This window comes from Corynebacterium sp. AOP40-4SA-5, from assembly GCF_052377355.1.
Taxonomy (GTDB): domain Bacteria; phylum Actinomycetota; class Actinomycetes; order Mycobacteriales; family Mycobacteriaceae; genus Corynebacterium.
In genome coordinates, this window is sequence record NZ_JBQSWS010000029.1 from 1 (window position 1) to 14154 (window position 14154).

12 protein-coding genes and 1 tRNA gene are annotated in these 14154 nt (G+C 67.5%); 2 read left to right on the forward strand and 11 right to left on the reverse strand.

What is annotated here, in order from left to right:
- Positions 1 to 2: 2 nt before the first annotated feature.
- The 9 genes from ACT3S3_RS13685 to ACT3S3_RS13725 all read right to left on the reverse strand — a co-directional run bounded on the left by ACT3S3_RS13685 (position 3) and on the right by ACT3S3_RS13725 (position 11447).
- Positions 3 to 380: a PLDc N-terminal domain-containing protein gene (locus tag ACT3S3_RS13685; RefSeq protein ID WP_301444294.1), complete on the reverse strand. Its 378-nt coding sequence runs from the start codon at positions 378 to 380 to the stop codon at positions 3 to 5.
- Between the two features lie 51 nt (positions 381 to 431).
- Positions 432 to 1001, reverse strand: coding sequence for a fumarylacetoacetate hydrolase family protein (locus ACT3S3_RS13690; RefSeq protein ID WP_301444295.1), 570 nt, complete (start codon positions 999 to 1001; stop codon positions 432 to 434).
- Positions 1002 to 1732: 731 nt separating this feature from the next.
- The gene (gene pknB, locus ACT3S3_RS13695) at positions 1733 to 3655 is read right to left on the reverse strand and encodes a Stk1 family PASTA domain-containing Ser/Thr kinase (RefSeq protein WP_301443382.1); all 1923 of its coding nucleotides are present in this window, start codon (positions 3653 to 3655) and stop codon (positions 1733 to 1735) included.
- A 124-nt stretch (positions 3656 to 3779) separates the two neighbouring features.
- Complete coding sequence (locus ACT3S3_RS13700; protein ID WP_367620313.1) at positions 3780 to 5384, reverse strand: serine/threonine-protein kinase; 1605 nt, start codon at positions 5382 to 5384, stop codon at positions 3780 to 3782.
- Between the two features lie 13 nt (positions 5385 to 5397).
- Positions 5398 to 6852 carry a peptidoglycan D,D-transpeptidase FtsI family protein gene (locus ACT3S3_RS13705; protein ID WP_301443381.1) on the reverse strand — a complete coding sequence of 485 codons (1455 nt, stop codon included), beginning with the start codon at positions 6850 to 6852 and terminating at the stop codon, positions 5398 to 5400.
- Entirely contained in the window at positions 6849 to 8279 is a 1431-nt protein-coding gene (locus ACT3S3_RS13710) for an FtsW/RodA/SpoVE family cell cycle protein (protein WP_301443380.1), read from the reverse strand. The genes ACT3S3_RS13705 and ACT3S3_RS13710 overlap by 4 nt, the downstream gene beginning before the upstream one ends.
- Position 8280: 1 nt before the next feature.
- Positions 8281 to 9843 (reverse strand): PP2C family protein-serine/threonine phosphatase, encoded by a 1563-nt coding sequence (locus tag ACT3S3_RS13715; protein ID WP_441579590.1) that lies wholly within the window; start codon positions 9841 to 9843, stop codon positions 8281 to 8283.
- Entirely contained in the window at positions 9840 to 10346 is a 507-nt protein-coding gene (locus tag ACT3S3_RS13720; RefSeq protein ID WP_441579591.1) for an FHA domain-containing protein FhaB/FipA, read from the reverse strand. The genes ACT3S3_RS13715 and ACT3S3_RS13720 overlap by 4 nt, the downstream gene beginning before the upstream one ends.
- Before the next feature lie 84 nt (positions 10347 to 10430).
- Positions 10431 to 11447, reverse strand: a complete 1017-nt coding sequence (locus tag ACT3S3_RS13725; RefSeq protein ID WP_441579592.1) for a DUF3662 and FHA domain-containing protein — start codon at positions 11445 to 11447, stop codon at positions 10431 to 10433.
- A 306-nt stretch (positions 11448 to 11753) separates the two neighbouring features.
- On the opposite strand from ACT3S3_RS13725, the gene ACT3S3_RS13730 reads away from it, so the two are divergent.
- Positions 11754 to 11836 (forward strand) — tRNA-Leu (locus ACT3S3_RS13730).
- A gap of 360 nt (positions 11837 to 12196) precedes the next feature.
- Positions 12197 to 12616 carry a hypothetical protein gene (locus ACT3S3_RS13735; RefSeq protein ID WP_313095878.1) on the forward strand — a complete coding sequence of 140 codons (420 nt, stop codon included), beginning with the start codon at positions 12197 to 12199 and terminating at the stop codon, positions 12614 to 12616.
- A gap of 316 nt (positions 12617 to 12932) precedes the next feature.
- Here ACT3S3_RS13735 and ACT3S3_RS13740 read toward each other — a convergent pair whose 3' ends face one another.
- Together ACT3S3_RS13740 and ACT3S3_RS13745 are read right to left on the reverse strand one after the other, a co-directional pair.
- A complete protein-coding gene (locus ACT3S3_RS13740; protein WP_441579593.1) occupies positions 12933 to 13094 on the reverse strand; it encodes a hypothetical protein in 162 nt (53 codons plus the stop codon).
- Entirely contained in the window at positions 13087 to 14031 is a 945-nt protein-coding gene (locus tag ACT3S3_RS13745; RefSeq protein WP_441579594.1) for a GAF domain-containing protein, read from the reverse strand. The genes ACT3S3_RS13740 and ACT3S3_RS13745 overlap by 8 nt, the downstream gene beginning before the upstream one ends.
- Positions 14032 to 14154: the final 123 nt, after the last annotated feature.

Below are 14154 nucleotides of genomic sequence, written 5' to 3' on the forward strand. Positions count from 1 at the left end.
GGTCAGGAGAGCGCCTTGGCCTTGATCCGGTCGAACTCCTCGGAGGTGATGACACCGTCCTTCAGGAACTGGTTCGCGGTCGAGATCTGCTCGGAGGGGGAGGTGGAGCCGGCCACGTGCCGGATGTAGTCCTCCGCCCCCTGCTGGGCCTGGACCTGGGTCTCGCGCTGCCGCTCTGCCATGCCGCGGCCACGGATGACGAGGTAGACCAGTGCGGTGATCAGCGGGACCAGGATCAGGAAGATGATCCAGACCGCTTTCCAGCCGCTGCCGAGGTCACGGTCACGGAAGAGGTCGGTGATGACCTGGAAGAGCACGGTGAGGTAGGCGATCAGGAAGAACACGTAGATCAACAGCCAGAAGATGTCCCAGAACCGCATGGGGATGGATCCTGTCGCTTTTGAGGGGAGGGAGTGGTCAGGTCAGACAGGTCAGGACGGACGGACCCAGTCGACGCTGCGGCCGCGGGGCACCGGGTGCACCTCGACCGGTTCGATTATCTTGTTGGTGATGGTGCCGATGCCCTGCACGGTGACGGTGACGGTGTCGCCGACCTTCACCGGGGTGGGCTCGAGCTCGCCGTTCCAGCCCCAGTGCTCCGCCAGGCAGCCGCCGCCGCAGGTGCCGCTGCCGAGGATGTCGCCACGACGGATCTGCGCACCACGGCTGGGGTAGGACACCATCCCGGCGAAGGTCCACGCCATGTGGGCCAGGGTGTCCGTGGTGGTCTTCGTGCCGTTGATCCGCAGCTCCATGGTCAGGTCGTAGAACTCGCCGTCGCGGTACTGCTCCAGCTCGTCCTTGGTGACCACGACCGGGCCGATGCTCATCGAGGAGTCCTTGCCCTTCGCCGCGCCGAGTCCGGCCTTCATCTCCTCGGCCTGTAGGTCACGGGCGGACCGGTCGTTGAGCACGGCGAAACCGCCGATGTGGTCCCAGGCCTCCTGCACGGAGAGGTTGAAGCCGTCCTTGGAGACGACCGCCGCGACCTCGAGCTCCACGTCGAAGAGCCCACATCCCGGGAGTCGCGCACGTCGTGGCCGGAGCCGGTCGCGGCGTAGGGGTTGGTGAAGTAGAACGCCGGGGCGCAGAACCACTCGTCGGGGGGGGCGTGGACTTCCTCGCCGTCGCTGCCGGCGTCGGTCATGGACTGCATGCAGCCGGCGGTGTGCTGCTCGAGGGTGATGAAGTCGCGCACGGTCGTGACCGGCAGCGGGGGTTCCAGGACGTCGAGTTCGTCGAAGTTCACGGTCCCGTCGGTGGGGATCGCCGGTGCATCCGGGTCGAGGGCGTCCAGGGGTCACGGTCGGTGACGAGGAGGTGGACGACTCCCTCGTCGTCCACACACCCGAAACGTCGGGTGCCGTCGATGTCGGCGGAAACGATACGCATTATCTTTCTCCGATCAGATAGTCGAGAACGATAATGGGCTCAGCCCTTCCAAGGACGGGAGCCGGGGCACACGGTACACGTCGGGGTCGATGACGGGAAAGATGTGGAACGGCGGAGCGCCATCGGACATGGGTGCACGTTGTGGGACTCCGGCTGGTGTCGGGGGAAACCCCCGGTCGGGTTCCGTCCGTGACGGAACCCGGCATCGACCTTCGATTCTGCGGACTCTAGGTGAGCCCGTAAAGAGCACATGACATCCTGTGATAATCGCAGACTCATTGACATATCAGATTGCAAGAAGGTGCGACGGGGATCGGGGACCCCACGGACGTCTCAGACGTCAGGGGATCCCCAGCACGTTGACCCGCACGGTGATCGGCGCGTTGCGGTCGATCGTCTGACCCTCCTCGGCGGACTGCCCCACGACCCGGTCGACGGCGAGTGGGTCGAGCTGGTTGACATTGGTGCGGTTCACCCGGTTGGCGTTGCCGCGCCAGCCCGCCTGCTGCAGCGTGCTGTAGACCTCCTCGTAGTCCTTGCCCACCAGCTGCGGCATGGTGAACTGGTTGCCGCGCGAGACCTCCAGGGTGATGGTGGTGCCGGCCGCCTGGGTGGTGCCTTCGTCGGATGCCGACAGCACCCGGTCCTCGTCCTCTGAGGAGTCGACCATGACCACGTCGACCTCGAAGCCGGCGTCCTCCAGGTTCTGCACCGCGTCGTCGCGGGACTGGCCGGTCACGCGCGGCACGCGCACGTCCGCCGGACCGGTGGATACCGTGATTCCCACCTCGGTGCCCTCGGCCACCTGGGCGCCGGACGGGTGGGTCTGCTCGATGACCTGGCCGGCGGTGACGTCGTCGCTGGACTGCTCCGAGACGTTCGAGCGCAGGCGCAGGTTCGCCTCCTCGAGCGCGGCCTGGGCCTCCTGGGTCGTCTTCCCGCTGAGGTCGGGGACCTCGGTGACCGCGCGTCCGGAGGATACGTACAGTGTCACCTCCGATCCGGACGGGACGGAGGAGTCCGCGGCGGGGTCGGTGCGGATCGCCCCGTCACGCGGTACCTCGGCGTCCGCCTGGTCCTCGACAGTGACGTCGAAGCCGGCGTCCTCGAGCGCGCTCAGCGCCTCGTCGCGGGGCTGACCGGCCACGTCGGGGACCGTCTCGAGTGCCGCGGCCTGCTCGGAGCCGTCATCGTTCAACCAGTTGACCGCCACGGCGGTCCCGCCGCCGATGAGGGCGAGGATGGCGATGATCCACAGGGGCACGACCCACCCGCGGCGACGCTTCTTCTCCTCGCGCGGTGCCGGCGCGGGGGCCGGCGTGGGCACGGGCGCGGCGGCGGGCATGTGCGTCGTCGGGGCGTCCTGCACGGGTTCATCGGTGTAGGCCTGAGCGGCCAGGGGCATCCGCCCCTCGGAGATGCGCTGCAGGTCAGACGCCATGTCGGCGCTGTTGTCGTAACGGTCGGACGGGTCCTTCGCCATCGCCGTCAACGTGACGGCGTCCAGCGCGAGCGCCTGGTTCTGGTCCAGGTTCATGCCGGTGACCTGCGACGGCGGCAACGGACTCTCCTGGACGTGCTGGAAGGCCACCGAGAACGGCGACTCCCCGGAGAACGGCGGCTGACCGGTGGAGATCTCGTAGAACACGCAGCCGGCGGCGTAGATGTCCGAGCGGGCCTCGGCGGACTTGCCGCGGGCCTGCTCGGGCGAGAGGTACTGGGCGGTGCCGATGACGGCGGCGGTCTGCGTCATCGCCGAACTGGTGTCCGACAGCGCGCGGGCGATGCCGAAGTCCATCACCTTCACCGCGCCGGTGTTGGTGATCATGATGTTCGCCGGCTTGATGTCGCGGTGGATGATGCCGGCCTCGTGGGAGAAGCTCAACGCCCGGCAGACCTCGGCCATCACCCGGCCCGCCTCCTCCAGCGGGAAGGGGCCGGAGTCGCGCAGGATGTCGCGCAACGTCTGGCCGTGCACGCGCTCCATCACGATGTAGGGCACGGACCCGTGCGCCTCGTCGGTCTGACCGGTGTCGTAGACGGCGACGATCGCGTGGTGGTTCAGCTTCGCGGCGTTCTTCGCCTCACGGCGGAAGCGCTCGAGGAAGGTGTCGTCGCGGGCCAGGTCGGCGCGCATCATCTTCACCGCGATGTCGCGGCCGAGGAGTTCGTCGGTCGCCGCATAGACGTCGGACATGCCTCCGGTGCCGATGACCGGCCCCAGCAGGTACCGACCGCCGAGCCGGGTGTTGCTCAGGTCCATGCTGCTCCCTTCCTCGAGTTACGGATGTGCGGGCGTCCCCGACCCTGCGGGCACGCTTTCCCTTGGAGAATACCGATCCCACGGCCTCCGGTGCGAATACCAGACGTCCCAGTCGACACAGCCGTCACAGACGCCCCATGGCGGGCCAGTCGTCGGCGGCATCCCCGGATTCACCGTCCGGGGACGTCTCGGTGTTACCCCCAGGCTGCAACTGCTCCTGGGATGCCTGGTCGGAGGTGTCGGGGTCCGTGGGCTCCTCGGTGGGGCCGCTGGTCTCCGGCACCGTCGGCTGCGACGGTTCCCCGGTGCCCGTGGTGTCCGTCGTACCGCCGCCCGACGTCTCCGAGGGCGTGGACTCGTCGGACGTCGTGTCCGGCGTGGACGTCTCCACCGGGTCGCCGGTGTCGCCGGGGTCGACCGGCTCGGGCACCACGGTCTGCTCCTCGGTGACCTCGCTGGTGACCGTGGTTGTCTGCGTGGGCGCGTTCGGTGCGTCGTCCTGCCCGTACTGGGTGAGGAACCACAGCAGGACGCCGAGGGTGGCCACCAGGCCGATGACCAGCGCCCAGATCCAGCCGCGTCTGGTGCGCGTGCGCGGTGCGGGGCCCATGTTCGCCTCGTCGGTGACCTCGCTCAACCGGCTCTGGCCGGTGGGCACCCGGTCGGCGACGACGGTGGCCGGTGCAACGGCCGCGGCGGCGCCGGTGGGCATGCCAGCGGCGGGGTCCGGCGGCATCTGGCCGTCGCGCACGGGCACTGTGGCCGCGGCGAGCGCGGCACCGTCGCGGTAACGGCTCTCCGGGTCCTTGCGCAGGCAGATCGCGATGAGACGCCGCATCGGGGCGCTGACCGTGTCCGGCAACTCCGGTGCGGTCTCGTTGATGTGCTTGAGCGCCACGGACACCGTGGAGTCGCCGGAGAAGGGCCGCTCGCCGGCGAGTACCTCGTAGCCGACCACGCCGAGCGAGTAGACGTCGCTCGACGGCCGGATGGTCAGGCCTTGGGCCTGCTCCGGGGACACGTACTGGGCGGTGCCCACGACCATGCCGGTACGGGTCAGCGGCACGGCGGACGCGGCCTTGGCGATGCCGAAGTCGGTGATCTTGACCACGCCGTCGGCGGTGACCATGAGGTTGCCGGGCTTGATGTCGCGGTGGATGAGCTGGCGCTCGTGGATCTCCTGCAGCCCGACGGCCGCCTGGGCGATGAGGTCGAGGACCATCACCTCCGGCAGGGTGCGCTGACGCGACAGGATGTCCGCCAGGGACTCGCCCTGCACATACTCCATCACGATGAAGCAGTAGGAGATGCCGTTGCCGTCGACGTCGGTCTGCTCGCCGTAGTCGAAGGTGCGGACCACGTTCTCGGAGGTGATCGTCTCGGCGGCCTCGGCCTCTTGACGGAAACGGTCGCGGAATTCCGCGTCGTCGGTGAGCTCGGGCTTGAGCACCTTGACGGCCACGTCCCGTTCGCCGACGGTGTCGTAGGCGAGCCAGACGGTGGACATGCCGCCGCGTCCGACGATGCGGGACACCTCGAACCGGCGTCCGGCCGCGGAGTCGTAGTGGGTGTCGAGGACGCGCTGCAGGCGGTCCGCCGCCGCGCGGTCCCGGGGCGTCATCTGCTCCGGGTCCACGGGCCCGGAGTGCTCCTCCGGGGTGCTGAACACACGGGTGCCGTCGGGATCGCCTGTGTTGGTGGGGTTGCTCGGGTCGTTGGGTCCGGTCACGCCATTCACCTCGCTACTGTGCTTCCTGCAGCGCCGCGTTGATCACGGCGCGACCGATGGGTGCGGCGACGGAGCCGCCGGTGGCGGCCTGGCCGGCGTCGCCGCCGTTCTCGACGAGGACGGCGACGGCGATGTCGGCGTCCTCGTCCGGGTCGAAGGCGACGTACCAGGCGTGCGGGTTGGAGTTGCGCGAGTCCTCGCCGTGCTCGGCGGTACCGGTCTTCGAGGCGATGTTGGACTGGCCGCCGGCGTACTGCTCGGCGCCCTCCATCAGCTCGGTGAGCTGTGAGGCGACGTCGGAGTCGATGGCACGGCCGGCCTCCTCGGGACGAGTCTCCTGGATCACGTTGAGGTCCTGTCCGGTGACCTGCTTGACGATGTGCGGCTTCATCCGTACCCCGTCGTTGGCGATGGACGCGGCAATGACCGCGTTCTGCAGCGGCGTCAGGGCCACGTCACGCTGGCCGATGGCGGACTGGCTCAGCGCGGCGGAGTCGGGGATGTCACCGATGGTGGAGTTCTGGATGGGCAGGCCGAAGTCCTCGTCGTCTTCGGCACCGATGCCGAAGGCGTCGGCGGTGGCGCGGAAGGACTCCTCGCCGTGGCGGTTCACCAGGTCCACGAAGGAGGTGTTGCAGGACTTCTCGAAGGCGGTGCGCAGCGGCACCTGGGAGGCCCCGCAGGACGTCCCGTCGTAGTTCTCCAGCGTGGTCGTGGTGTCCGGCAGGGTGATTTCGGACTCGCCGGTGACCATCGTGTCGGCGGTGTCGCCCTCGGCCAGCGCCGCGGCGGTGGTGATCAGCTTGAAGGTTGAGCCGGGCGGCTGGGTCTGCTGGGTGGAGCGGTTCAGCAGGGGCGCGTCCGGGCTCGCCTGGAGCTCCTCGAAGGCCGCGTCCGCGGTGGCGGCGTCGGAGCTGCCGACCACGGAGGGGTCGAAGCTGGGCGTCGACGCCATGGCGAGGACCTCACCGGTGGACGGGCGCAGGGCCACGACGGAGCCCGAGTAGCCGCGCGAGGAGAGCTCGTCGTAGGCGACCTGCTGCACGTTGGGCTGCAGGGTGAGTTCCACGTTGGCGCCGCGGCGCTCCTTGCCGGTGAGGGTGTCCCAGGCGCGGGTGGCGAAGAGCGAGTCGTCCGTGCCGTCCAGGATGGAATTCTGCGACGCCTCGATGCCGGAGGCGCCGTAGCGGTCGGAGAGGTACCCCAGTACCGCCCCGTAGGACGCCGGGGCCGTCGGGTAGTCACGGAAGTAGAAGTCGTTCTCGTCGGCCTCGGACTGGGCGAGGATCTGACCGCCGGCGGAGATCTGGCCGCGCGGGATGGACTTCATCTCGTAGTACTGGCGTGCGTTCAGGGAGTTCTCGGCGTAGCGGGACGTCTGGAAACCCTGGATCCAGGTCAGGTTCACCAGCAGGATGATGACCAGGACGAAGGTGAAGACCGAGACGTTACGGATGGACCTGTTCACGAGCGGGCCTCCTTGGGTGTCTGGTCTGCATGGGACTGATCGGGGTACTGGCTGTTGACCACCGGGTTGAGTGACGTCTGTGGGTCTGCCTGCGGAGATGCCGGATCCTGTGGTGGCCCCGCGGCCCTGCGGGTGTTCACGTCGTGCGAGATCTTCAGCAGGATCGCCAGCAGGACGTAGTTCGCCAGCAGGCTGGATCCGCCGTGGGACATGAACGGGGTGGTCAGGCCGGTCATCGGCAGGAGCTTGGAGATGCCGCCGGTGACCACGAACACCTGGATGGCGATCGTCAGGGACAGTCCGGCGGCAACGAGCTTGCCGAAGGCGTCCGGGGTGCGCAGGGCGATGATGAACCCGCGGGTGACGAAGACGGCGAAGAGCATGAGCACGGCCGCCAGACCCACGAAGCCGAGTTCCTCACCGATGGAGGACATGATGAAGTCGGCGTAGGAGACCGGGACGACCTGCGGGTAGCCCTCGCCGAGACCCGTGCCGGTCAACCCGCCGAAGGACATGCCGAACAGTGCCTGGGACAGCTGGTAGCCGGTGCCCTCGTCGTAGGTGGCCAGCGGGTCGAGGAAGTTGGTGAAGCGGTCCTGGATCTTGTCGGAGATCTGGAATACACCCCAGGCGCCGACGACCGCCAGACCCAGGCCGAGGACCAGCCAGGAGGCACGGCCGGTGGCCATGTACAGCATGCCGAGCACGGTGCCGAAGAGCAGCAGGGCGGGGCCGAAGTCGTTCTGGAAGATCGAGATGAGGATGGCCAGGCCCCAGACCAGCAGGATCGGGCCGAGGTCACGGAGGCGGGGGAACTGCATGCCGAGGAACCGGTAGCCGGCCACGGAGAACAGGGCACGCTTGTTGACCAACAGGGCGGCGAAGAAGATGAGCAGCATGATCTTCGCGAACTCGCCGGGCTGGATGGAGATCGGCCCGATGCTGATCCAGACCTGGGCGTCCGCCGTGAGCTCCGAGGGGAAGACGCGGGCCCAGACGATCGGCAGGGCCGACAGGATCAGGCCGCCGAGCCCGAGGAGGAAGGCGTAGTTCTGCAGGCTGTTGTGGGACTTCAGGAACCAGATGACCCCGGCGAAGATCACCAGGGCGATCACGGTCCACATCACCTGGGAGTTGGACCGGGTGGTCTCTGCGGCGAGGTCGATCCGGTAGATCATCACCAGGCCGATGGCGTTGAGCATCGCGGCGACCGGCAGCATGATCTGGTCGGCGTGGGGCGCCTTCAGACAGAGCACCAGGTGGGCGAAGCCGAAGACGAGGATGTAACCGCCGACAAGGATACCGACCTCGGAGTCCAGGTCGTTTCCCTGGGAGAGCTGCAGGGCGATCAGCGCGATGCCGAGGATGACGGCGGAGAACACCAGCAGGGCGAGCTCCAGGCCGCGGGCGTGGGCCTCACGGAACATGTCAGTCCACCTCCCTGCAGGAGACGCCGGGGGTCGTGAGATCGGACGGCTCGCCGCTGCGGGCGTCCGCCGCGTTGTCGCGGGTCACGCAGACCGGCAGGGTCTGCTCGGCGAGCCGGCGGATCTGGCCCTGGATCTCCTCGTAGGAGTCGCGGGGCAGGTTGTCGAGGGTGCCGCGGGCCGCCGGGGTGAGGTCGGAGGTGGAGAACCGGTGGCAGTCGTCGTCGCTGCCGGCGGGCAGCAGACGCACCTCGGCGTCGTCCGAGAGGCAGACCTCCTGGTAGACCGACTGGGTGGAGATGCCCAGGATGTTTCCCGGGGCGCCCTGGTAGATCTGGATCGGCGGGCCGGTCTCGGCAGGGGCGGTGGGCTGCTCGGTGGGTGCCGCCGACGCAGGCGCCGATGCTAACTCGGACGCGGAGGCGGACGCCGGGGCGGGGACCGTCAGCGGTGTCGTGGTGGACGTCGTCGTGGCGGCGGCGCCGTTTTCTGCGACGGCGATGAAGTACGACTGGCTCAGGGAGTCGCGGACATACCATACCGTTGCTCCGGCAGCGACGACGAGTACGAGCAGCGCGGCGAGGGTGATGAACAGTCCCTTGCCACGCTCCTTGCGTTGTTCAGGCTCCTCGGTCTCCGGCTCCGCCGTGGCGGAGCCGGAGTCGGTCTGGGTGGAGCGGGGACGCTGCACCACGTTGACGGCCGAGGCGCGTCCGGCGGAGGTGTTCGGCCGGGGGAGTTCGGGGGCGTTGGTGTTCACCGCGCCGGCCAGGGCGGGGGCGGTGGGCAGCACGGAGCCCTCGGGGAGGCCGGCGGGGTCCACGACGTCGGCGACGACGACGGTGACGTTGTCGGGCCCGCCGCCGCGCAGTGCCAGGTTGATCAACTGCGAGCCGGACTCCTCCGGGGTACCGGTGGCCAGCACGTCGCGGATGGTGTCGAAGCTGACCGGGTCGGAGAGGCCGTCGGAGCACAGCAGGTAGCGGTCACCCGGCTGCGCGTCGCGCAGGGTCAGGGTGGGTTCGACCGGTCGGCCGGTCAACGCTTTGAGGATCAGCGAGCGCTGCGGGTGGCTGCTGACGTCCTCCGGTGCGAGCTTCCCCTCGTCGACGAGGGACTGCACGAAGGTGTCGTCCTTGGTGATCTGCGTCAGGGTGCCGTCGCGCAGCAGGTAGCCGCGGGAGTCGCCGACGTGGCAGACGCCCAGTGAGGCGCCGTCGAAGACCATGGTGGTCAACGTGCAGCCCATGCCCTCCTGGGTGGGGTTGTCGTCCACGTGGGCGGCGATGGCCCGGTTGCCGTCGTCCATGGCCTCGGCGAGCATCGTCAGCAGACGGTCCCCGGACGGCTCCACGCCCTGGGAGAGCGTGTTCTCGAGGACGTAGAGCGAGGTGATCATCAGCTCGGAGGCGACCTCGCCGGCGGCGTGGCCACCCATCCCGTCGGCGAGCGCCAGCAGGTGGGGGGACGCGACGGCGGAGTCCTCGTTGTTCGTGCGCACCAGGCCGCGGTCCGACAGGGCCGCGTAGTTCAGGGCGAGGGGCGTGGCGGTCGTCTCTGTCATGCTTCCAACCTCACCGTGGTCTGGCCGATACGGATCTCCTGACCTGCGGAGAGCTGCTCGGGCTGGTCGATGCGCTGGCCGTTGAGGAAGGAGCCGTTACGTGAGTCCAGGTCCTCGAGCAGCCAGGTGCCGCCCTGGTGGAACAGCCGTGCGTGGGTCCCGGAGGCGAAGTCGTCCTCCAGGACGAGGGTGCAGGACCCCGAGCGGCCCAGGGTCACGTCCTGGTAGCCCTGCAGGTTCAGGGTCGTCCCGTTCAGTGGCCCGGAGGTGACCGTCAACGATCCCGGGGGGGTGGCACGTCGGAAACCGCGTCCACCGGACGCCTTGTGCGCCGGTGCCGCACCGGGGGGTGCGCCGGTGGACGGGCCAGCGGCAGGTGCGGCGCCTGCCGTGGCTGCCATGGTGTTCACGTCCTTGCGCATGGTGCGGACGGCCACCCAGATGAACAGCCACAGCACGACGAGCAGGGCGATCTTGGCGAGCAGCACCAGAGTCGTCTGCATTCGGGTCATCTCCTTCGTGCCGGTGGGTTGACCGGTCGGTCAACGATTGATCCTACCGGCTGAATCTACCTTCCGGAGACCCCGTCAACTGAACCGAACGTCGATCTCACTGTGCCCGATGGTGATCACGTCACCGTCGGCGAGCAGCCAGCTGTCCACGGGGATCTCGTTGACGGTGGTGCCGTTGGTGGACTTCAGGTCGGTCAGGACGGCGTCGTAACCATCCCAGGTGATCTCCGCGTGCTGACGGGATACGCCGGTGTCCGGTAGGCGGAAGTCCACGGCGTTGCCACGTCCGATCACGTTCGTCCCGTGCTGGAGCAGGAAGTTCCGCGCGGAGCCGTCCTGCAGGAACAGGGTGACGGTGGTCTGCGGTGCCTGCTCGCCCTCTGCGGCGTTGGCCGCCCCGGTGGCCTCGTCGGCGTTGTTCGCCGGGGCCTGGGCATTGTGGGAGATGACCTCGGTGCCGGGGTAGCTCTGCAGGGGTTCGCCGAGTGGCTGTTCCTCCGCCGATTGCTGTGCCTGCTCGTCGGCCTGGCGGGCCTGCGCGGCCTGGGGTGACTCCGAGGGACGGGCCAGCCCGACGAGCGGGTTGGGGTCGGCGGCGTGGGCGGCAGGCGCTTCCGGGGCGGAGGGGGAGTCGTCGGCGTCGTAGGGGTGGGCGACGGAGCTGCGGCCGGAGTCCGGCTCGCTGCGCGGCCAGTGTGGTTCGGGCTGCTCGGTCTTCTCGAAGGAGGACCGTGCCTTGAGCTGGCCGGTGTGGAGACCGCCGTCCTTGATGATCTCCACGGCGACCGGGTGACGGCTGTCCCATCCTTCGTTGCGGATGAAGCGTTGGAGCCGGCCGCGGAGCTCGTTGGCGAGGTCGGGCCGGGCCTCGAGCAGGGCGGCGTGGTCGTGCTCGGAGACGTGGACGCGGTAGGAGGAGGGGGCGAAGACCGTTCCGGTCTGGTCCTCCATGAGGGTGTCCTCGACCTCCTGCTTGAGGAGTTCGTCGATCTCGGCGGGGACGACCTCGCCGCCGAAGACGCGTGCGAAGCCGTTGTCCAGCCCGCGCTGCAGGGAGCTGTCGAGCTTACGGAAGCGACTGAAGAGGTCCATGGTGGTTACGCCTCACCTTTCGTTCTCTCGTCCCGCGGGCCGGTATGTGTTTGGCGGGGTCGCCGGCTGCCGGGGTGCCGACAGGAGGACGGCACACGTTGTCGGCCCACTATACGGACTGTGGCTGTGAAGTGGGTGTGCCAACGGCGTGTGGGGCTGCCGGGCCGTGGAGTTTGGTGTTGAAGGGGCCATGGGGCGGACGAGGAAATGTGCTTTGTCCTGCGCCTTTGTGTGGAGGGGGTGGCGATGCTAGTGTTACTCTCCGTTGCAGACGCAACCCACGTCGATGCTAGATATCGATGCCACGGGCGAGTGGCGGAATGGCAGACGCGCTGGCTTCAGGTGCCAGTGTCCTTAGGGACGTGGGGGTTCAAGTCCCCCTTCGCCCACCGTGAGCGGTTCACGAACCGAACGGACCGGAGATCACGAACTCGAAAGGGTTCCTGATCTCCGGTTTTGCGTTGTTCGGGATGACAGCGCAGTGAAAGTGTCACGATTGCGGGAACTGGTCGACAACTCCCCATCCTACTTGGGAGCATCTGAGCTCCAGAGGATGTCCGGGCGGTGATGGTCGCGAACTCCCGTACCCTCGGCGACGGACATACTGAGATCTGGAGGAAGCTGTGCCCGCGCCCACATCCGATGACATACGCCTCGCTAGCATTGGAGCAGAGACTGCTCTGGAGCGACTCCTCCAGGCCCGAACGCCGAGGGAAGATGGCGATGATGCTCCCGGGAGGATTGCAGCGGTGGAGACCCTGTGGTGGGTGCGTCTACTGGCAGAGCAGCTCGCCTACCCTGGCAAGGAACTTTCCGGCGATGGCACAGAGTCTGACGTGTCGGATCTGGTGTCCGCGCTTCGGGTGGTTCGCAACACCGTGACTCACAAGGTGCCCATCGTCGCGATGCATGAACATGCAGACTTGCGGTTGGGGACGAACTTCTTCCTGGGGGTGACAAAGTTCGGCGGGGAAGTTGAACTGTGCTGGATTCCCGCCGACGAACTTCCCGAGCCCGATCCGGGCTTCGACAAGCACTGGACGGAAGACAAGGCCGCCTACGCTAAGCACGTGGCTGGTCAGCCCTGCTGGGGCAGTCTGAAACGCGCAGTGACCTGGCTGACGGGGCCTGCGCCGAAGTACCGCAAGGACGGGATGCCCGTGAAGTGAGAGGGCCTTCCTGACTGGGCGGGAGCGGTGCAGGCGTCTGGTTGGCTGAGGCGCAGAACCCGCCTGGCCGTCCACGAAAAGTAAGGCGGTCGTTCTCGTGGTCACCATAGGGGCGCAAGCACTGAGCGCCTCGGCCAGGATGATCGGTGTCGCTATGGGTGCCGTCGGCTGCCGGAGCCATCCGGTCTGAGCTCAGACGGTAGCAGTGATGGCCGTCGCCGTGCTGGACTGGGTCGTCGTTGCGGCACTGTAACGAAGCGAAACCGCCCCCAACACTGAGTTTTAAGTGGTGGGGGCGGTTTCTCGTGCAGAAGGTCTACTTCTCGGGCGTGGTGTCCGGCTCCGGTGTGTGCTTGTGCTCCTGCCGGAACCCGAACTCGGGCTTGGGGTACTCCCGGAAGTAACGGTCGGGGTCAGATCGCAGCAGACGGATGCGCTCGATGTACAGCGCATTGCCTGGCTTCTTGCGGTCAGTCATGGGAACCAACCTCCTCTCCTTCCGTTCCAGTATCGCACGGGACGGACAGATTGCCCATCGGAACATACGGACAATCTTGCTGAGAGGAAAATGAGAGCGCGATGACGCCCGCGAAGAACCCGAGCAGCTTCACATCGAACGGCGTGATGTCCTCGGCCCCCGGAGCGTCGATGGTGAGGATGCCGAACAGCCGGTCATCGCTGGCCACAGGGTAGGTCGAAAACGACTTGTACCCCCTCCCGGGTTTTTCGTTCTTGGGGAGTTCCGCGACATCGGGGACGTAGTGCGCCTCGCCCTCGATTGCACGGTCGAAGGTGGTGTCTCCAGGCCGGAACTTCCGTGTGGAGCGCAGTCCGTTGCCCCCGTCGTACCCCCACCGGTCGACCCCGAGAACCGGCGGGTCCACGGATTCTACGGCGAACAGGTTCGCTCGCACGCCGGTAGCGTCCGGTCCCAGACGGGTACGGACCTGCCCCAGGACGGCCTTCCGCACGATGCGCATCTCAGCCAGGCGCCCCTTGGGGGTAGTCTCCTCCAACCCCAGGACAAGGTTGAAGACACCCGTCGTCATCTCGTCGACCAGGGCTTCGTAGCTCTGACGCTCTTTCTCTTTCTCGCGGTCCTTCTCCGCCAAGCTGTCCCGGAGAGTCTGTTCGTTTTGTTCATCGGCTGCTCGTTGCGTCTCAGTGTCACGTCGTCCGTGCATCCACATGAGGATCCCCCCGCCTGTGATCATGCACACCATGAGAATGAGCCAGGGCCAGTTGATGGTGTCGTCGTATGCACGGAGCGCGGGCACGGCAGATCCTGCCATGATCACTGCAGGTACAGCGGGGGACAGGGAGGAAACCCACTCGGCGATGGGGCCCTCAGTTCGACTCACCTGCTCTGCGGTAACAAACTCAGGTTCATCAGCACTGTCAGGGGAAGGGTTCACGCGCTATGCCTCCTCAGCTGAACTTCGCAGGGCGGGAACCTGAGCAGTTTAGCGTGTTCATTCTCATGACCTCCTGACCTACCTCCGCAATTCCCACAACCTCGGGTTCCCTGCGATCTCGGC

Coding starts and splice junctions, on each gene's coding strand:
- ACT3S3_RS13685 (WP_301444294.1), bottom strand. CDS start 380: ATGCGGTTCTGGGACATCTTCTGGCTGTTGATCTACGTGTTCTTCCTG.
- pknB (WP_301443382.1), bottom strand. CDS start 3,655: ATGGACCTGAGCAACACCCGGCTCGGCGGTCGGTACCTGCTGGGGCCG.
- ACT3S3_RS13710 (WP_301443380.1), bottom strand. CDS start 8,279: ATGTTCCGTGAGGCCCACGCCCGCGGCCTGGAGCTCGCCCTGCTGGTG.
- ACT3S3_RS13715 (WP_441579590.1), bottom strand. CDS start 9,843: ATGACAGAGACGACCGCCACGCCCCTCGCCCTGAACTACGCGGCCCTG.
- ACT3S3_RS13720 (WP_441579591.1), bottom strand. CDS start 10,346: ATGCAGACGACTCTGGTGCTGCTCGCCAAGATCGCCCTGCTCGTCGTG.
- ACT3S3_RS13725 (WP_441579592.1), bottom strand. CDS start 11,447: ATGGACCTCTTCAGTCGCTTCCGTAAGCTCGACAGCTCCCTGCAGCGC.
- ACT3S3_RS13740 (WP_441579593.1), bottom strand. CDS start 13,094: ATGACTGACCGCAAGAAGCCAGGCAATGCGCTGTACATCGAGCGCATC.